The 16891-nt window shown below is 70.1% G+C and carries 18 protein-coding genes and 1 tRNA gene; 8 read left to right on the top strand and 11 right to left on the bottom strand.

The window, feature by feature from the left end; genetic code table 11:
- Window positions 1–7: 7 nt before the first annotated feature.
- The 6 genes from D7Y04_RS26450 to D7Y04_RS26425 form a co-directional block, all read right to left on the bottom strand.
- Window positions 8–439, bottom strand: coding sequence for a biopolymer transporter ExbD (locus D7Y04_RS26450; RefSeq protein ID WP_120599765.1), 432 nt, complete (start codon window positions 437–439; stop codon window positions 8–10).
- 16 nt (window positions 440–455) lie between these two features.
- A complete protein-coding gene (locus tag D7Y04_RS26445) occupies window positions 456–866 on the bottom strand; it encodes a biopolymer transporter ExbD (RefSeq protein ID WP_120599766.1) in 411 nt (136 codons plus the stop codon).
- Window positions 850–1608: a MotA/TolQ/ExbB proton channel family protein gene (locus D7Y04_RS26440; protein ID WP_121761065.1), complete on the bottom strand. Its 759-nt coding sequence runs from the start codon at window positions 1606–1608 to the stop codon at window positions 850–852. The genes D7Y04_RS26445 and D7Y04_RS26440 overlap by 17 nt, the downstream gene beginning before the upstream one ends.
- 31 nt (window positions 1609–1639) lie before the next feature.
- The gene (locus D7Y04_RS26435; RefSeq protein ID WP_121761064.1) at window positions 1640–2413 is read right to left on the bottom strand and encodes an energy transducer TonB; all 774 of its coding nucleotides are present in this window, start codon (window positions 2411–2413) and stop codon (window positions 1640–1642) included.
- An 82-nt stretch (window positions 2414–2495) separates the two neighbouring features.
- Window positions 2496–3713 carry a glycosyltransferase family 87 protein gene (locus D7Y04_RS26430; protein WP_233601585.1) on the bottom strand — a complete coding sequence of 406 codons (1218 nt, stop codon included), beginning with the start codon at window positions 3711–3713 and terminating at the stop codon, window positions 2496–2498.
- A gap of 58 nt (window positions 3714–3771) precedes the next feature.
- A complete protein-coding gene (locus tag D7Y04_RS26425; RefSeq protein WP_121761063.1) occupies window positions 3772–5163 on the bottom strand; it encodes an NAD(P)/FAD-dependent oxidoreductase in 1392 nt (463 codons plus the stop codon).
- 437 nt (window positions 5164–5600) lie between these two features.
- On the opposite strand from D7Y04_RS26425, the gene D7Y04_RS26420 reads away from it, so the two are divergent.
- The 5 genes from D7Y04_RS26420 (at window position 5601) to D7Y04_RS26400 (ending at window position 9091) form a co-directional block, all read left to right on the top strand.
- A complete protein-coding gene (locus D7Y04_RS26420; RefSeq protein WP_172818535.1) occupies window positions 5601–5999 on the top strand; it encodes a ribosome-binding factor A in 399 nt (132 codons plus the stop codon).
- Entirely contained in the window at window positions 5996–7153 is a 1158-nt protein-coding gene (locus tag D7Y04_RS26415) for an RtcB family protein (protein ID WP_121761062.1), read from the top strand. Before D7Y04_RS26420 ends, D7Y04_RS26415 begins: the two co-directional genes overlap by 4 nt.
- A gap of 178 nt (window positions 7154–7331) precedes the next feature.
- Window positions 7332–7405 (top strand) — tRNA-Gln (locus tag D7Y04_RS26410).
- A 59-nt stretch (window positions 7406–7464) separates the two neighbouring features.
- Window positions 7465–7995 (top strand): non-proteolytic archaemetzincin-like protein, encoded by a 531-nt coding sequence (locus D7Y04_RS26405; RefSeq protein WP_121761061.1) that lies wholly within the window; start codon window positions 7465–7467, stop codon window positions 7993–7995.
- A gap of 142 nt (window positions 7996–8137) precedes the next feature.
- A complete protein-coding gene (locus D7Y04_RS26400; protein WP_306465604.1) occupies window positions 8138–9091 on the top strand; it encodes a hypothetical protein in 954 nt (317 codons plus the stop codon).
- Window positions 9092–9470: 379 nt separating this feature from the next.
- On the opposite strand, the gene D7Y04_RS26390 is transcribed toward D7Y04_RS26400, so the two are convergent.
- From D7Y04_RS26390 to D7Y04_RS26375, 4 genes are read right to left on the bottom strand one after another with little or no spacing between them, the layout of a single operon-like run.
- Complete coding sequence (locus tag D7Y04_RS26390) at window positions 9471–10001, bottom strand: DUF3592 domain-containing protein (RefSeq protein WP_158620823.1); 531 nt, start codon at window positions 9999–10001, stop codon at window positions 9471–9473.
- Between the two features lie 21 nt (window positions 10002–10022).
- The gene (locus D7Y04_RS26385) at window positions 10023–10481 is read right to left on the bottom strand and encodes a hypothetical protein (RefSeq protein ID WP_120599509.1); all 459 of its coding nucleotides are present in this window, start codon (window positions 10479–10481) and stop codon (window positions 10023–10025) included.
- Window positions 10482–10526: 45 nt separating this feature from the next.
- The gene (locus tag D7Y04_RS26380) at window positions 10527–10961 is read right to left on the bottom strand and encodes a DUF3592 domain-containing protein (RefSeq protein WP_121761059.1); all 435 of its coding nucleotides are present in this window, start codon (window positions 10959–10961) and stop codon (window positions 10527–10529) included.
- Window positions 10958–11425 carry a DUF3592 domain-containing protein gene (locus D7Y04_RS26375; RefSeq protein WP_120599507.1) on the bottom strand — a complete coding sequence of 156 codons (468 nt, stop codon included), beginning with the start codon at window positions 11423–11425 and terminating at the stop codon, window positions 10958–10960. Before D7Y04_RS26375 ends, D7Y04_RS26380 begins: the two co-directional genes overlap by 4 nt.
- A gap of 155 nt (window positions 11426–11580) precedes the next feature.
- Between D7Y04_RS26375 and D7Y04_RS26370 the strand changes: the two genes are divergently transcribed.
- Complete coding sequence (locus tag D7Y04_RS26370; protein ID WP_120599506.1) at window positions 11581–12081, top strand: ankyrin repeat domain-containing protein; 501 nt, start codon at window positions 11581–11583, stop codon at window positions 12079–12081.
- 86 nt (window positions 12082–12167) lie between these two features.
- Here D7Y04_RS26370 and D7Y04_RS26365 read toward each other — a convergent pair whose 3' ends face one another.
- Window positions 12168–14378 (bottom strand): (Fe-S)-binding protein, encoded by a 2211-nt coding sequence (locus D7Y04_RS26365; protein WP_120599505.1) that lies wholly within the window; start codon window positions 14376–14378, stop codon window positions 12168–12170.
- Window positions 14379–14830: 452 nt separating this feature from the next.
- Between D7Y04_RS26365 and D7Y04_RS44570 the strand changes: the two genes are divergently transcribed.
- Both D7Y04_RS44570 and D7Y04_RS26360 read left to right on the top strand, forming a co-directional pair.
- Complete coding sequence (locus D7Y04_RS44570) at window positions 14831–14992, top strand: hypothetical protein (RefSeq protein WP_158620735.1); 162 nt, start codon at window positions 14831–14833, stop codon at window positions 14990–14992.
- 492 nt (window positions 14993–15484) lie between these two features.
- Window positions 15485–16837, top strand: a complete 1353-nt coding sequence (locus D7Y04_RS26360; RefSeq protein ID WP_120597576.1) for a VWA domain-containing protein — start codon at window positions 15485–15487, stop codon at window positions 16835–16837.
- Window positions 16838–16891 lie beyond the last annotated feature (54 nt).

Genomic DNA, 16891 nt, shown 5'->3' with positions numbered 1-16891 from the left:
CCTGGAGTCAGTCCGCCAGTCGTTCCGGCAGCACGGCGACGGTGATGTTCCCGCCCCGCGCCAGGTCCAGCACTTCCATCGCACTTCCGTACGGCACCGCGTCGCTCGCGTCGAAGAAGACAATCTTGTCCGCGCGCGCGTTCAGCATGCGCTGCAGGCGGACCACCACCTGGTCGCGCGGAACCTCTTCGTGGTTGATGCGCAGCGTGCCGGCCTTGTCCACCGTGAGCACCACCGGCGGCTTCGCGTCCGGAGGAGGAGGCGGGGTGTCCTCCTTCTTGTCCGGCTTCGCGGGCACGTTCATCCACAGGTTCTTGGTCATCAGCGGCGTGACGACCATGAAGATGATGAGGAGGACGAGCACCACGTCCACCAGGGGCGTCACGTTCATCGTGGGGCGGACGCCGCCGCCCTTGCTGCCACCGACGTCGAAAGCCATGGCGCGTGCCTCCCCTTCAGTTCTTCTTCCGGTCGATGACCTGGAGACTGATGCCCGGGAACCCGATGTCCTGCATCGCCTTGAACACGCCGCGCACCTGCGCGTACGCCACGCCCCGGTCCGCCTTGAGCACCACGGGCGCGTCCGGCTTCGCCTGGTGCAGCGCCTTGAGCTCCACCACCAGCGCGTCCCGGGTCAGCTGCTTGCGGTCCAGGTAGAACGACCCGTTGGACGCCAGGCTCACCGTGGTGGGCTCCAGGTTCTTGTTCTCCGGATCCGGGTTCATCGCCGCGGGCAGTTCCACCGCGGCGCCGGCCTCCAGTTGCGGCGTGACGACCATGAAGATGATCAGGAGGACGAGCACCACGTCCACCAGCGGCGTCACGTTCATCTCCGGCGTGAGGCTGCTCTTACGCGTGGCCGACATCGCCCGCCTCGGTCCGCGTGGAGACGACGTCGGAGCCCGTCGCGTGCGCGCCGCCGTGGGCCGCCACCGCGCGCTTGTCGCCGGACATGTCCTCCAGGTGGTCCATGAACTCGCTGCGGGCCTGCTCCAGGGAGAGCAGCAGCGCGTCCGCGCGGGTGGACAGGAAGTTGAACATCAGCACCGCGGGGATGGCGACCAGCAGGCCCAGCGCCGTGACGACGAGCGCCTCCGCGATACCGGCGGACACCGCGCCCAGGCCACCGGAGCCCTCCTTCGCGATACCGGCGAAGGCCTCGATGATGCCCACCACCGTGCCGAGCAGACCGACGAACGGCGCCACCGAACCCACCGTGGCCAGCACCGACATGCCCCGGCGCACGTCCGCGGTGATGCGCTCGTTGATGCGCACCAGGTCACGCCGCGTGAGCTCCACCGGGCCCAGCTTCCCGGCGGGAGCGCGGGACCTGGCGAGGAACGTCTTCATGCCACCGCCCAGCATCATCGCCAGGTGGCTGCTCTTGCTGCCGTCCGCCTCCTTCACCAGCGCGTCGTGCTGCTGCTGCGCGAGCAGCGGACCGGCGCGGCCCGCGAACTGGCGGGACGCGGCGCGCGAGCGGAAGAAGACGAACAGGCGCTCGAAGAACACCGCCAGCGACGCGACCGCGAAGGCGATCAGCGTCCAGGCGATGCCCAGGGCGAAGACGCCCATGTGCGCGTAGATTTCCTTGAGATTGAAGTTCATGGCTGTGGCTTTCCGAAGGGGGAGGAAGGCGTCAGGACTTGAGGCGGAACGGGACCTTGAAGATGCGGAAGACGGCGGTCGGCTGACCGGACACGACGGCGGGCTTGAAGCGCCACGTGCGCGCGGCGGCCAGCGCGGCGCTGGCGAAGGGCTCATCGCCGCGCATCACCTTGAGGCCGGTGACGCGGCCGTCGACCTCGACGACGCCCTTGAGGATGACCATCCCCTCCAGCCCCTTGGAGCGGGCGTCGGCGGGGTACTCGGGGATGAGGTTGGAGGCCAGCGGCTCTGGCGGCGTCCCCGCCTCCGGGAGGTTGATGGGCTGCGCGCGGCCACCACCGATGGCCATGCCCTCGCCGCTGCCGGTGCCACCCACCACACCGCCAGGGACGAGCGTGCCCGTGCCACCGACGGCCATGGGCGCCGCGGCGACGACTTCCTTCTCAGCCTCGGGCGGCTTGTCGAGCGGCACCGCGTCCGGGGCCTTCAGTGGCGCGGGAGCGACGGTGGGCATCGCCGCGGGCGGAGGAGCAGCCTTGGCGACAGGCGGCGCGGCGCGAGGAGGAGGCTTCGCGACGGGCGGAGGCGGGGGCGGCGGCTTCACCTCCACGACGGGAGGCGGCGGAGGTGGAGGGGGACGGAAGACGACGTCCACCTTCTTCTCCTTGATGACTTCCTTCACCGTGTTGGCCGCGGTCATCGCCGCCACGGCGATGAGTCCGAAGACGGCGACCGACGCGGTCGTGGAGAGCGCGAACCGCCGGGCGGCGGGGGCGCTGGAAGCGCTGTCGAACGTTTCGAACATGACGGGGACGCATATAGCGACACCGTGTGTCACGAAGGTTCAGGCTCCGTGACACTTTGCCCCCGGCCTTGTTTCGATTGGGTCACGAACCGCGAGCGTTCAAAAATCCGCGCGGCAGGTGAGTCACGGTCTTGTCGGAAATCACCGCCGTGGGCGTTCCATGACGCCGCGTCTGCCACAACAGCGCGAGCAGCAGCGCGGAGTACGCCACCGCGAACGGCCGGAAGAGCAACACGCGCCGGGCCCACTCCGCGCCCAACACCGCGTCCGAAACGACCATGCCGATGAGAGCCACTCCGGCCACGCACACCTGCCCCAGGCGCGAGCGGCCCTCCAGCGCCGCGCGGATCACCGGCCACGCGAGCAGGTAGTTCGCGCGCCACGCCAACGGTGACAAAAGCGTTACGCCCAGGCAGCAGAACGCGAGCAGCTCCACCGGACCGGGCCGCGCCCACACGAGCGCACCGATGAACAGCCCCATCGCCACGACCTGCGCCGCGGTCATCGCGCCAGCGGGAGGCAGCGATTCCGGAGGCAGCACCAGCGAGAGCAACAGCGTGGGCAGGCCCTGCGGGTTGTGGCCCAGCGCCCACGGCGGCGTGGTGCGCGCCAGGATCTCCGTCCAGTCACGCAGCTGTGACAGCGTGCCAGTCCAGCCGTAGCGGCCCAGCGTGGGCAGCACCAGCAGGACGCCGAAGAGGGCGGTGGTCCCCACCACGCGCCAGTGACGGCGCGCCAGGAAGAACAACCCCAGCAGCGCGGCCGGAGGCTTGAGCAGGCACGCCACGGCGAAGGCCGCGCCGGGGCCCCACGTGCGGCCCCGCTCGGCACCCACGGCCGCGAGCACCAGCAGCCACAGCAGCACGACGTCCACCTGGCCGTAGAAGATTTCGAAGGAGAACGCGGGCAGCAGCGCGGCGGTGGCGAGCACCGGAGCCCACGGCCACGGCGTCGCCTCTCCGTCCTTGGGCAACGCGCGACGCGTGAGCACGGACACGGCGGCGAGCGCGAGCACGGAGCCCAGGTTCCACAGCGCCACGGCCGCGCGCGGCGGCACGGCGGTGAAGGGCAGGAACAGGGGCGCGGTGACGGGCGCGTACTTGAACGGCATGGTGCCGTCCTCGGCGCGGTAGAGGTCCGTGCCCTCGCGGAAGCGCTCGGCGGCGGTGAGGTAGACGCGGAAGTCCGCGCCTCGCCGGGGATGCTGCCCCACCGCCACGGCCGCCACGGCGAGCACCAGTAACAGCGCCCACTCCACCTTCAGGGACGCGCGTTGGCGGGCGGGCTCAGCGGTGCTCATTCACGGACCGGGACACGGAGGGGCGCGCACCATTCCACGCGGGGGCGCCCCGCCGCAATCACAGGCCGTAGGCTTCCAGCAGCCGCAGCCACACCTCACTCACGGTGGGGTACGACGGCACCGCGTGCCAGAGCGTGTCCAGCGGCACCTCGCCCACGACGGCGATGGTGGCCGCGTGGATCATCTCGCCCACGCCCGGCCCGGTGAACGTGGCGCCCACGATGACCCGGCGCTTTTCGTCCACCACCAGCTTGGCCGTGCCCTTCAGGTCCTTGCCCATGACGGCCGCACCGGCCACGTCGCCCAGCCCGTACTGCACGGTCTTCACCGGCACGCCCGCCTTGCGCGCCTGGTCCTCGGTGAGGCCCACGCTGCCCACCTGCGGGTGCGTGAAGATGACCTGCGGCGTGGCCTTCGCGTCCGCCCACGCCTTCGCGGGCTTGCCCAGCAGGACGTCGCCCAACAGCCGCGCCTGGTACTTGCCCATGTGCGTGAGCATGTTGCGGCCGTTCGCGTCGCCGCACGCGTACAGCCAGCCTCCGTCCACACCCGTGGCGCGGAGCTGATCATCCACCTCGATGGTCGCGCCGGGCTTGAGTCCCACCGTGTCCAGACCCAGGTCGTCCGTGCGAGCGGTGCGGCCCATGGCCACGAGCAGCGCGTCCGCGCGCAGCGTGTCTCCGCCGGTCAGCGTGATGGTGTATTCGCCCTGGGCTCCGGAGCGCTGCACCTTGGTGGCCTGCGTCTCCAGCAACACGCGCACGCCGGAGTCGCGCAGCGCCTCGGCCACCTGCTCGCTGACGAAGGGTTCGAAGCGCTTGAGCACGCGGGGCCCGCGCTGCACCAGCGTCACCTCCGAGCCCAGCTCGCGCCACGCCTGCGCCAGTTCCACCGCCTCCACGCCGCCGCCCAGCACCACCAGCCGGCCCGGCACCGCCTTGGCGCCGGTGCCCTCGCGGTTGTCCCACGGCCTGGAGTCCTTGAGGCCCGCGATGTCCGGCAGGCGCGGCTTGCTGCCCGTGGCGATGACGACGGCCTGCTTCGCCTCCAGCTCGCGCACCTTGCCGTCCTTGCCCGTGACGGCCACCTTGCGCGGGCCGTTGAGCCGGCCCTTGCCTCGCATCACGGTGAGCTTCGCGCCCTCCGCCCACTTCACCTGGGACCTGTCGTCGTAGCCGGACACCATCTGGTCGCGGTGCTTGAGCACGGCGTCCGCCTGGAGCGGGCCCTGGATGAGCTCGCGCACGCCGGGCGTGTGCTTCGCGAGCCACAGCGTCTCGCTGGGATGCAAGAGCGCCTTGCTGGGCATGCAGGCCCAGTAGGAGCACTCGCCGCCCAGGAGCTCGTGCTCCACCAGCGCGACCTTCAATCCCCCCGCCGCCGCGCGCGCACCCGCGTTCTCGCCCGCGGGACCCGCTCCAATCACCACCACGTCGAAAGTCTCGGCCATGACCCCTCCCGCCCCCTGCTTGCCCTGGGACGGCCGTCCCGCCAATCCGACTGGCGCCGCGCGTCGGATGGTGGATGGAGCGGCTGGTCACCAGAGGACAGCACCGCCTTTCGTCAGGACCTGGAAGGCCCCCGCGTCAGGGGGCGGACGGATGCGTGTGTTCCCCGCGTCCGGTGGATGGTCCGCGCGTCGGATGCGCGGCGGGAGGTGTGCCATGGGACGTGTCGCCAAGGTGGTCTCGGTCCGCTCCGCGGGGTCGCGCTTCTAGCGTCACCGGCGGCGTCCAGCGCCCGTCCGAAGGCAGCGCCCTGGTGCGCGCTGTCGCGGCCGTGGAGGACGCCTCCGACGTGAGGTCCAGACGGCGTGTCCGCGCGGTGTCGTTCGCGTGCACACCCCGGCCGTGCTCCGGCACGGCCCGCAGGAATCCGTCTTCGTTCATGTCCTCTTCCAAGCATCGCCGTACCCGCACGTCCCTCCGGCGCTCGGGCTCCTCGCTGTTCCATTCCGAAGCTCCATCCGCGCGTCACCTGCGCGTCCAGTCCACCCTCTCCGAGGATGTCTCGCTGCTCTTCCGCGGTGAGCTGTCCGACCCCATGCTCGAAGGCGTCGCGCTGACGTCGTGCGAGCTGTCCCCCGAAGGCCGCACCGTGCGCATCGGCTACTCGTTGCCGCACGACGTGAATCCCGCCACCGTGAAGGAGGCCCTCGCCCGAGCGGAGGGCTTCCTGCGCTCGCGGCTCGCGCAGCGCTTGAACCTCAAGCGCACCCCGCACCTGCGCTTCGTCCTCGTGGGCACCGCCCCACGCACGGAGCCCGAGGAAGGAGGTGACGCATGATGCCCCGCATCCTCGAAGTCCCACCGGGCGCGGTGCCCCTCCTCGCCTGGGCGCGCACGGTACCCCTGGCGGCCTTGAAGCAGCTCCAGCAACTCGCCGCGCAGCCCTACGTCACGGAGCACGTGGCGGTGATGCCGGACGTGCACCTCGCGTCGGGCGTGGCGGTGGGCACCGTCTTCGCCACGGAAGCCCACGTCGTCCCCGGCGCGCTGGGCAACGACCTGGGCTGCGGCGTGAGCGCGCACCGCTTCGCCTTCCCCGCCGCGTCACTCTCGCGCGCGGACCTGGAGCGGCTCCTGTCCCAGCTCGCCCGGGTCATCCCGGTGGGAGATGCGGTGCACCGGGGACGAGGCCTGCCCCTGCCGCCGGGGCTCGAAGCTCCACCGCTGTCCACCCAGAAGCTCGCGCATGCCTGGGAGCGACTGGCGCCGCGCCACCTGGGCACGCTCGGTGGGGGCAACCACTTCCTGGAGCTGGACCGCGACGGGGCAGGGGACCTCTGGCTGCTCATCCACTCCGGCTCGCGGGGCGTGGGGGGCGCGGTGGGGGAACACCACCAGCGCGTGGCCCAGGTGCTGGGACAGGGCACGCCACCCGCGCTCGACACCCGTACCGAAGCGGGCCGGGCCTGCGTGAATGACCTGGACCTGGCGTGCCGCTTCGCCCGAGCGAACCGGGACCAGCTCGCCGCCCGGGCCCTGGCGGTGCTGGCGGACGTGCTGGGCGTGGCCCCGGACCCGGACAGCACCGTGGACGTGCACCACAACCACGTCGCCTCCGAGACGCACTTCGGCCGCGCGCTCTGGGTCCACCGCAAGGGCGCGGTGGGGCTGGATGCCGGAGCCCGGGGGCTCATCCCCGGCTCCATGGGCACGGCCTCCTACGTCGTCGAAGGGCAGGGGGAGCCCCGCGCCTTCCGCTCCTGCTCGCACGGCGCGGGCCGCGTGCTCACCCGCAAGGAGGCCCGCGCCCGCATCCGCCCGGACGCCCTGGTCCACGCCCTGCGCCGCGTGGTGTTCGACCCGGGCCGGATCCACGCCCTGGTGGAGGAGGCCCCCGCCGCCTACCGGGACCTCACCGAGGTGCTGGAGGACGAGGCGGAGCTCGTGACGCCCCGCGTCCGGCTCACGCCCCTGGCCGTGCTGAAGGGCTGAAGAGGGGCCTCAGCTGTCGGGTGGATGACAGCCCGTCCCCCCGGCAGCCTCCCAAGTGGCGTCCGGGGGAGTGATCCACCCCCCGCACGCCATGGACTGAGGGGACCAGCGTCAGAGTGGGTTCCCGCGCCCGTCAAAGTGCCGTAGTATCGGCCCACGAGTACGCGTGCGAACCTGCTGGGGCGTCGTCTAATGGCAGGACGTCAGACTTTGACTCTGATTATCAAGGTTCGAATCCTTGCGCCCCAGCCACTCCGCTCCGGGGGGACGCGGTCAACGTCGTCCGTCCGGAGGTAGAAGGCGGTGGGCTGATGCCGCAGAAGACGCTCCTGCTGGTCACCGTGGGCAGTCCACCGTCCGCGATCGTGAACGCCTTGCAGGAACCGCTGGCGACCCATGTGGGCGTCAGCTCGGTCGTGAGCCGGATGGCGCTGTCCTCCCCGGCCTACGCCTTCAACAAGGACCGCAGCCAGTACCACTGCAACGCCATCATGCGCCGGTTGGGTGCGGTGCTGGATGAGTCGCCGCAGGAGCTGGTGATGGGCGTGACGGACGCGGACCTCTTCGAACCGGACTCGCCCTTCGTCTTCGGGCAAGCGGACCGGGAGTCCAAGGTCGCGGTGATGAGCCTGTACCGGCTGCGCCAGGGCGCGGAGGGCGACACGCTTCGCCGCCGCGTGCAGGTGGAGGCGGTGCACCAGGCCGGGCACCTCATCGGCCTGTCGTACTGCGAGGACTCACGCTGCGTGATGTTCCTCCCGCAGTCCCCACAGGACATCGACCGCAAGTCGCTGGGCCCCTGCAACGTCTGCCGCAACGAACTGAACCGCCTCAACCGCTGAAGGCGCGTGCGCGCTCCCGGACACGGGGGCGCGTGAATGCCTCCGCGTGCGTTGACGTCTTGTCCGGCGCGCCCTGTAGTGTTCGGGCGCGAAGCGCGCGTGTGACAGGGCCGGCACGGCGGGAGAGACAGCGATGATGGGCATGCGGCGATGGCTCGGTGGTGTGGTGGCGGTGGGGTTGTTGGGGGCGTGCCAGCCCCTGGACGAGGGCGGTGGCGGCACCACGGGTGACGTCCTCTTCGACCGGGGCTTCGCCTTCGTGCGCGGCGACCGGAACATCTACGTGGTGGACGACGACGGCGACCCCAACAGTCCGCAGCGGCTGACGACGGCCGGCGGCGCGTACACGCCCTCCATCTCCAAGAACGGCAACAGCATCGTGTTCGTGCAGCGCTCTGGAAACACGTACTCGCTCCAGACGGTGCCCACCACGGGCGGGCCGGTGGCCACGCTGCTGAGCACCAACGACGCGGCATGCGGCAGCTGCACCGGCTTCCGCGGGCCCACGTTCAGCCCGGACGGTCGCTTCATCGTCTTCGCGTTCGAGCGGACGTCGGGGGCGCTGAGCTCGCTGGCGCGCATCGCGGTGGATGGCAGCGGCTTCGTGGAGCTGACGCCCAACGCGGGCATCGCCTTCGGGTCGCCGTCCTTCTTCCCCAGCGGCAACACGGTGGTGGCGCCCGCGGGCAGCAGTGCCTCCTTCTACAACCAGCTCGCGTTCGTGCCGGCCGCCGGTGGCAGTGCCAACTTCGTGGCGCTGGGCAACGAGGTGCTGGCCATCGCGAACCGCGCGGTGGTGTCCCCGGACGGGCGGCAGGTGGCGCTGGACGGGCGGCTGTCCAACGGCAGCACGCGCATCTTCGTGGGCAACGCGACGGCCAACGGCATCAGCGGCTCCGTGCGGCGGCTGACGGACTACACGGCGAGCACCGTGGAGGAGAGCTTCCCCAGCTGGACGAGCAGCACGGAGCTGGGCTTCCTCTTCAACGACTCCGGCGGTGACCCGAGCATCTACCGCGCCCCGGTGTCCTCCGTGGCCAGCTCCGTGACGCTCGCGGTGCCCGCCGCGGGCGAGCCCTTCTACGGGCCCAACTAGTTCAGCTTCTGCACCAGGCTGAAGACGACCATGCCGAGCACGGACAGGAAGATGGCCGTGATGAGCACGCGCGTCGACATGGCCGTCTCATGCCATCGACCTGGTTCCAGCGGGGGTTGTCCGGCAGGTAGAGGACTTCGAGGGGGCCCCCTTCCTGGGGAATGGAGCGAGCCCCCTCCTCGGGGTGCTGGTAGCTGCCGCGCACCTCCGGACTGTGTGCTCGACGCGGCCCCTCGTTCCCTGCGTGCGCAGCCCCCGCTCACGCAGCTTCTGGGCGAGCAGGTAGGGACGCCACGCGGTCCAGATTGCCGCGAGCGGAAGGGCGATGAAGAAGAACACCGCGACGAAGATGAACTGCGCCACGTTCATCCGGTGCCTCCTAGTAATCGTTCGTCCGGTTCCGCGGCCCGGTGACCCGCTTCGAGCGCGGAGGCGGCTCGTCGTAGGTCCGCAGCCTGCCCGAGGGCGTGGACCCGCGCGGCGCGGGGGCCTTCTTCGACGGTGCGTTCATCATCACGATGATGGCCAGGGACATGAAGACCACCAGGCCGAACACCCCGGTCAGGACGGCGAACAGTCCGACCTCCGTGCCCACGCGCTGGTGCCGGTGGGGGTTGTCCGGATGGTAGAGGACCTCCAGGGAGTCGCCCTCGGAGGCGCGCTGAGACCCGAACCCGCTCCGGTGCTCCTTGTACTCGCCGTGGATCTCCCCGCCGTCCGGCAGGGGGAAGACATACTCCACGATTCGGTGCCTCGCGTTCAGCCAGCTCCGGCGGGAGCGGACCACCTCGCCCCGGGCGTGCAGCCCCTGCTCCCTCAGCTCCAGGGTGAGCTGATGCTGGATCAGCAACCGCACCATCATCACCAGGGGCGCCCCGATGATGAACACCACGATCAGGACCGCGTTCATGGGCATGGCGTCTCTCCCGGGCTACGGCTGGTGCTGCTGCACTTCCTGCCGGCGGATGTCCTCGGTACGCCAGTGGGCGTTCAGGACGCCGAGGACGCCCACGGTCAGCACCAGCACGAGGAGGACCGTCCCCCGGATGACGTCCTTCCGCTCGACGCCGGAGCCTACCCTCATGTTGTGGTGCGGCAGGTCCGCCAGATAGACGACCTCCACGGTGGAGCCCGGCTCCCAGTCCCCGGCACCGGGCGCTCCTCGGAAGTTGCCGAACATCCGTAAGCCGTCCGGCAGGGCGAAGGCGTAGAAGACGTGGCGCTGCTGGCTGCGGGCGTACCTCGTGACGCTCTGGACCTCGGCGCGCACGCGCACGCCCTCCTGCCGCAGCCGCACGGTGAGGCCCCGGTACTTCAAGAGCAGCCGCCACAACAGCACGGGCACGCCCACGAAGACCGCGATGAGGAGCAGGAGGAGCGTGTCATTCATTGCGGCGCTCAGGATGACGGGGGGAGGGACGCGGAGGCAACCCGGCTACGGGCCCCACCGGAGCGGGGGCACCAGCCCAATCACAGGCGCGATGAGGAAGAGCATGAAGAAGCACGTCAACATGACCGCCAACACCAGGCTGGCCTCCTGGCCCACGAGCTGATGCTTCCGGGGGTCTTCCGGCAGGTAGTGCAGCGCCAGCGTGTCCCCCACCTGGGGGTTGGGGCGGGACTTCTTCTTGTCGTGCTGGTAGTCGCCGCGAACTTCCGGGGCGCCTGGGGGATGGAAGACGTACTCCACCCGCCAGTAGGCGGTGCCCTCGTCGGACTCGTACCGGGCGCGGACCACCTTTCCCCGCGCGAGCACCCCTCGCGCGCGCAGCTTCTGGGTGAGCACGTACGGACGCCACGTCCACACCACCCCCGCCAGCGGGAGGACCCCGAAGCACACCCAGTCGAAAACGACCTTCGCCAGGCTCATGGGGTTTCGACTCCTGTTCGTCCATCCGGGGGCGCGTCGGGCACCGCCTTCCCCAGGAGCGCCACCAGCCCGATGAGGAAGAGGCACACTTCCACGAAGCTGAGGAAGAGGGCGAGTCCCAGCGACGTCACCCCATGGCCCTCCGGGAAGCTGCGGCGCGGGTCGCTCTGGCCATATTGCACCTGGATGCGGTCCCCGGGGCGCAGCCGCTTCCACAGCTTCGAGGAGATGTTCCGCCGGTGCTCCTGGCGCTCACCGCCCTGGGGCGTGAAGGCGTAGACGAGGATGTAGTCGCTGTCATCCGAGGCGGCGAGGAACTCCTTCTTCACCACCGTGCCTTCCGCGTACAGCCCCTCGCGAAGGACGCCCATGTCCCGCCGGTACGACCCCCAGGTCAACACCAGCATGGCCGCGCCCAGCACCACGAACGTCGCACCCAGGACCCGCGCCGCGAAGAGAGCCACGCCGTGCCTCCTGCCCGCCTTTTAAGCGGGCACCCGGCGACGCGAAACGGCAATGCCCTCCACGCCCCTCCGTAGAGCCAGCGCGTGGGCCCCTCCCTGGCGTCGCGTTCGCCGAAACGCCATGCTCCCGCGCGTCCTGTCCGGAGGTACGCACCGTGTCCCTGTTCGATGCCGTCGCCGCGGGTGACCGCGCCGCCCTGAGCGCCCAGCTCGACGCGGGCGCGGACCCCAACCCCTTCGACGACGAGGGCCGTACGCCGCTGATGATGGCCGCGCGCTCGGGCCAGGACGACCTGGTGCAGGCGCTCCTGGAGGCCGGCGCGGACCCCACGCTGCCGGACTCCGTGGGCGAGACACCGTTCGTCGCCGCCGCCGCCTACGGCCACTTCCGGGTCTGCGCGCTCCTGTCCCCGCACGCCACCTCCGACGAGAAGGACATGGCGCGCACGCTGCTCAAGAACCAGGGCATCGACGAGATTCCCGCGCGTCCCTCGCGAGCGTCCGAGGTCGCGCCCGACGACTTCCGCCGCAAGCTCGCCTCCGCGGGCGCCTACGTCGCGGGCAAGCTGGGCGACGACGGCGCCACCAAGCGCCTGGAGCGCGTGCTGCGCTCGGAGGGCAACGCGCCCAAGGGTCCCTTCAAGGGCCGCAAGTAGTCTTCCAGCCCGGAAAGGCGAAGGGCCCGGCCGCTCCCACCCTGGGGAGCCACCGGGCCCTCGTCACATCTGGAGCCGGACCTGCGTTACTCCGGCTTGGCGCTCACCACGGGGCTGGGGCTCACGGTGCCGCCCTTGTTGGTGGTCTCCATGGAGTCCGCGACCAGCTCGGTGATGTCCTTGATTTGAATCTGCTCACGACCGGTGTCGTTCTTCGCGTCGTTGAGCATGGTGGAGCAGAACGGGCAGGCCACCGCGACGATGCCCTTGCCGCCCGGCTCCTTGTAGTCGCCCACCATGCCCGGCTTCTTCTTGTCCGCGGCGTCGGGGTAGGGCGTGTTGGGGTCCTCCGCGTGCTTGAGCGTGAGGGCCGCCTCGTTGATGCGGTTGTGGTTGATGCGCGTGCCGATGTGCTCTTCCATCCACATCCGGCCGCCACCGGCGCCGCAGCAGAAGCCCTCGCGCTGGCTGCGCTGCATCTCCACCACTTCCAGGCCCGGGATGCTCTTGAGCACTTCACGGGGCGCGTCGTACACGCCGTTGTGCCGGCCCAGGTAGCAGGGGTCGTGGTAGGTCAGCTTCGTTCCGGCGTTCATCACCGAGGACAGCTTGATGCGCTTGTCCTTGAGCAACTCGTTGATGAGCTGCGTGTGGTTGATGACGCGGTACTCGCCGCCGAACTCCGGGTACTCGTTCTTGATGGTGTTGAAGCAGTGCGGGCACTGCGTGATGACCGCCTTCACGCCCATCGCGTTCCAGGACTCGACGTTCGTCTTGGCCAGCGTCTGGTACAGGTACTCGTTGCCCATGCGGCGCGCGGAGTCGCCGTTGCACATCTCCTGCTTGGACAGCGTCGCGAAGGACACGCCCGCCTCGCGCATGATCTTCACCAGCGCGCGGCTCACCTTCTTCTGCTTGTCGTCGTAGCTGCCCGCGCAGCCCACGAAGAACAGGTACTCGTACTCGCCGCCGTCACCCCAGGTGGGCAGCGCCAGGTCCGCCGCCCACTCGTCGCGCTGGTCCTGTCCGATGCCCCAGGGGTTGCCCTGGCGCTCCATGCCCTCGAACACGCGCTGGATTTCCGCCGGGAACTCCGCCTTCACCTGCACCTGGTAGCGGCGCATGTCGATGAGGCGCGGGACGTTCTCGATGAACACCGGGCAGGCCTGCTCGCACCAGCCGCAGCTCGTGCACGCCCACACCGTCTCCGCCTTCAGCGCGCTGCCGACAATCTCAGGCAGGGGCTCCTTCACGCCGTTGGGGCCGTAGCCCTCCTCCACCCAGCGCTCGTTGTCCCAGAGCCAGTGCTTCAGGTCCTGGTTCACGGCCTTGTGCGTGAGCGGCTTGCCCGTGATGTACGTGGGACAGTGCGTCTGGCACCGGCCGCACTCCGTACAGGAGTAGAGGTCCAGGCCGTTCTTCCAGGTGAGGTCCTTCACCGTCGCGGCGCCGAACTCCTCCTTCTCCAGGTTGGGCGTGGGCAGCTTGCCGGTGGAGTGCGTGCGCTGGAAGAAGACATTGGGCAGGCCCGTGATGATGTGGAAGTGCTTGCCCAGCGGCAGGAAGTTCAGGAACGCCAGGATGATGGTCAGGTGGATGAAGAAGCCCGCCACGCCCAGCACGTGCGACGCCTTCACGCCCAGGGGCATCATCGCCAGGCCCGTCAGGCTGGTGACGGGCTCCCACCACACCATCGCGGACGGCGCCGTCGGCACCTGCGTGGCGCCCACCGCCACCTGCTGCGCGGCTGCGTGCGCGGCCACCATGTGGCTGCCACCGAACATGAACTCGGTGATCATCAGGCCCGCGATGAAGCCCAGGATGAGGTAGGCCTCCCAGGACTGGGACATGCGGTCCGGCTTCACCTTCCAGCGCGTCCACACGAAGTACGCCACGCCCGCGAGCGCCAGCGCCGCCACGACGTCCTTCACCAGCAGGTAGAGCTTGTAGAGGAGCAGCAGCGGCGGCGCCACGTCCCACGCCGGGTGGGAGAGGTCGGTGAGCACGTCCAGCGCGGTGGACGAAAAGCCCATCACGAACATCATGATGGTGCGCAGCGCCAGCACCATGAACGCCGCGTAGATGAAGATGTGGAACAGGCCCGGGGTGAATTCCTCCGGATCCACCATGCGCTTCTGGCCCAACCCGAAGCGCACCAACTGCGCCACGCGGTAGGGGATGTGGTCCAGCCGGTTCTCCTTCTTCATCGCGAGCAGCACGCCCACGCGGCCGGACATCGTGATGATGAAGATTGAGACTGCGCCTGCCAGCAGCAGGCCGGTGATGATGGGGTTCATGGAACCTCGGGACCCTCTGGGGCCGCACGGTGGCAACGCCGGTTGCTGCGACGCGGCAATTCTGGAGTGATTGTCAACCCTAGCAGGGGTGATTCGCGAATCAAGCGCTCTGCGGGGGCCGTGTCCCGCAGCGTTCCTTCCACTGCTTCCAGACCGTCGTCCAGGGTGGTGCCCACCCACCCTCCGCCCCAGACCTGCCGTGCGCGAAACCCTCACGCCTGGCGTGCTGGAGGGCAGGCGGCCGGGCGTGGTTCTCCGGACCCTCAACGAACTTTGGTGTCCCGAGGGCTTTACAAAATCGGGGCGGACTCCCAACATGCTCGTAAATCGGTCAAGCAGCGCTTGTAAAGGGACCCGCATGGGGCGGGCCCGGTGACCGACGCAGGGCGTCCAAGGGGAAGCGAGCCGTCAAAGGCCGTACACCCCGTGAATGGAGCGCCGAGGAGCCGGACATGAGCCACGACGAGAGCACGTACCTGGACGAGGGTTTGGACGACCTGGAGCTGTCCGCGACGGGTGAAAACGGCCGTTCGGTTCCGCTGGACTCCACGGATGAGCGACGCTGGGGCCACCTGGACGAAGAGGCCTGGGGCGGCTGGCACGTGGCGGAGTGACGCCCTGCCCCCGCGGCCCGTGGCCTGCGCGGGGGCCTTCGTTGTCGAACCTGTCGGACAGTCGGACAGGTTTGCGGGACTTGCACTCCCGGACGCTGATGCAGTGCGCTGGATGCCGTGACGCTCCCCGTCCAAGACCGGGTCGAGCCCCACGGAACGGTCTCGGGAATGACCGGTGTAGGACCTTTCAAAAAGTAAATCCGTAAATGGCTGAACGAACCCGCCGGAATCCGCGTGTCCGTGGGTGACGCGAGGCGTCCCGAGGCGCGCCGGATGGGTGTTCGCCGGTGCCGAACGGAGGCTCGTAGGACCAGGGCTTGGTCGGGTTGGACACGTTGCTTTCACGACCGGAAACCCGACATCCTCCAGGAACAGCGACAGGACTTCAGGGCGAACGCGGGCCCGTGCAGGGGCGTTCGGGGCCAGGAGGCCGTCGCGACGGCGATCGCGTCGAATGAGCGGGATGGGGCCACCCACCATGCGGGAGTGCGGATGAAGCAGACGGCGTGGGCAGTGGAGCGCGACGCGGAGGGCGGCCGCGAAGTGCTGCTGCTGGTGACCCTGGAGGCCGAAGCGGAGACGCCTCGGGCCCCGGTGGCGGTGAACCTGGTCATTGACCGGAGCGCGTCCATGCGGGGCGCGCCGTTGGCGGCGGCGGTGGAGGCGGCACGCGCGCTGGTGGAGCGGGCGGGGCCCAAGGACTACGTGGGCCTGCTCACGTTCGACGCGGACGCGGAGCAGGTGCTGCCCGTGCGCGCGATGGAGCCGGGCGCGAAGGCAGCGTTCTTGAAGACGCTCTCTCGCTTGGACTCCGGCGAGGGCACCGCGCTGCACGAGGCCGTGGAGAACGGCGCGGAGGCCGTGCGACGCGTGCTGGTGCCGGGCGCCCGGCCGCAGCTGCTCATGCTCACGGACGGCGAGCCTTCCGTGGGGCCCACCGCGCTGGGCGAGTTCAAGGTGCTGGGCCAGCGGGTGCACGACTCCGGCGTGGCGCTGCACGCGCTGGGGTTGGGCAAGCACTACCTGCCGGAGATTCTGGAGGCGCTCACTGGCCCGTCCGGCACGGGCTTCACGCACGTGGACGACGCGGAGGGCCTTCCGCTGGCGGTGGGCGCGTTGGGCGCGGAGCTGTTCGGCGAGGTGGTGGCGGACGCGCGCGTGTACGTGCTGCCCACGGGCTTCGCGGATCTGCGCTGCCGTCACCGCTACCCGTCGCGTGTGGAGGGTGACGCGATGAGCGCCGCGCTGGGATCGGTGTCGCACGCGTTCCCGCGCCGCGTCCTCTTCGCGGGCGTGCTGGAGAAGGGTGACTGGAACCTCACCGTCACCGCTTCGTACACGGAGCACGGCGACACCCGGCGGCTGTCCGTGCCCGTGACGCGTCTGTTGCCGGACAGCGACGAGGGCCGCTTCGTGCGCGCGGTGTCCGCGGAGCTGGAGCTCGTGTCTCACGAGGCCGCCGCCTGGAAGGCGCTCTCCCGCCGTCAGCAGGACGCGGCCGAGCGGGCGCTCGAGAGCGCGGACAAGGGGCTCTACAAGCTGGCCCGCCTGGGCTCCGCGGAGGTCCCCGCGCAGCGGCACGTGGACCGTCTGGCGGACCTGCGCCGGGCAGTGGAGCGCCGTGCGGCCCAGCCGTCCGCCTTGGGAGTGCGCCGGGCCCAGTCGGAGGTGTCGCGCATCACCATGAGCCGCATCGGGCCGGCGCTTCCGGCCGCGGTGAATGTGGGCCCGCCCCCGCGAGCGGCCCTGCCCGCCGTGGCGAACGGCGGTGCGCCTCCACCGCAGGCGGTGACCCTGGACAGTGGGGGGCTCCTGCCCTGGAAGACGGGCGGCGGCGAGTCGTAACCGCCCGGAGTCCCTGAGCGTATGGGGAAGGCGCGGGGGCCCGGGGTGGTCCCC

It is taken from the genome of Corallococcus sp. AB038B, from assembly GCF_003668955.1.
Classification (GTDB): Bacteria; Myxococcota; Myxococcia; order Myxococcales; family Myxococcaceae; genus Corallococcus; species Corallococcus exiguus.
The sequence above is the reverse complement of the archived record's forward strand: the minus strand, read 5'-3'. Positions and strand labels throughout refer to the sequence as shown.

What these genes read in the sequence shown, in the direction of transcription:
- D7Y04_RS26450 (WP_120599765.1), bottom strand. Translation starts at nt 439, where the DNA reads ATGGCTTTCGACGTCGGTGGCAGCAAGGGCGGCGGCGTCCGCCCCACG.
- D7Y04_RS26445 (WP_120599766.1), bottom strand. Translation starts at nt 866, where the DNA reads ATGTCGGCCACGCGTAAGAGCAGCCTCACGCCGGAGATGAACGTGACG.
- D7Y04_RS26440 (WP_121761065.1), bottom strand. Translation starts at nt 1,608, where the DNA reads ATGAACTTCAATCTCAAGGAAATCTACGCGCACATGGGCGTCTTCGCC.
- D7Y04_RS26435 (WP_121761064.1), bottom strand. Translation starts at nt 2,413, where the DNA reads ATGTTCGAAACGTTCGACAGCGCTTCCAGCGCCCCCGCCGCCCGGCGG.
- D7Y04_RS26430 (WP_233601585.1), bottom strand. Translation starts at nt 3,713, where the DNA reads ATGAGCACCGCTGAGCCCGCCCGCCAACGCGCGTCCCTGAAGGTGGAG.
- D7Y04_RS26425 (WP_121761063.1), bottom strand. Translation starts at nt 5,163, where the DNA reads ATGGCCGAGACTTTCGACGTGGTGGTGATTGGAGCGGGTCCCGCGGGC.
- D7Y04_RS26420 (WP_172818535.1), top strand. Translation starts at nt 5,601, where the DNA reads ATGTCCTCTTCCAAGCATCGCCGTACCCGCACGTCCCTCCGGCGCTCG.
- D7Y04_RS26415 (WP_121761062.1), top strand. Translation starts at nt 5,996, where the DNA reads ATGATGCCCCGCATCCTCGAAGTCCCACCGGGCGCGGTGCCCCTCCTC.
- D7Y04_RS26405 (WP_121761061.1), top strand. Translation starts at nt 7,465, where the DNA reads ATGCCGCAGAAGACGCTCCTGCTGGTCACCGTGGGCAGTCCACCGTCC.
- D7Y04_RS26400 (WP_306465604.1), top strand. Translation starts at nt 8,138, where the DNA reads ATGCGGCGATGGCTCGGTGGTGTGGTGGCGGTGGGGTTGTTGGGGGCG.
- D7Y04_RS26390 (WP_158620823.1), bottom strand. Translation starts at nt 10,001, where the DNA reads ATGAACGCGGTCCTGATCGTGGTGTTCATCATCGGGGCGCCCCTGGTG.
- D7Y04_RS26385 (WP_120599509.1), bottom strand. Translation starts at nt 10,481, where the DNA reads ATGAATGACACGCTCCTCCTGCTCCTCATCGCGGTCTTCGTGGGCGTG.
- D7Y04_RS26380 (WP_121761059.1), bottom strand. Translation starts at nt 10,961, where the DNA reads ATGAGCCTGGCGAAGGTCGTTTTCGACTGGGTGTGCTTCGGGGTCCTC.
- D7Y04_RS26365 (WP_120599505.1), bottom strand. Translation starts at nt 14,378, where the DNA reads ATGAACCCCATCATCACCGGCCTGCTGCTGGCAGGCGCAGTCTCAATC.
- D7Y04_RS44570 (WP_158620735.1), top strand. Translation starts at nt 14,831, where the DNA reads ATGAGCCACGACGAGAGCACGTACCTGGACGAGGGTTTGGACGACCTG.
- D7Y04_RS26360 (WP_120597576.1), top strand. Translation starts at nt 15,485, where the DNA reads ATGAAGCAGACGGCGTGGGCAGTGGAGCGCGACGCGGAGGGCGGCCGC.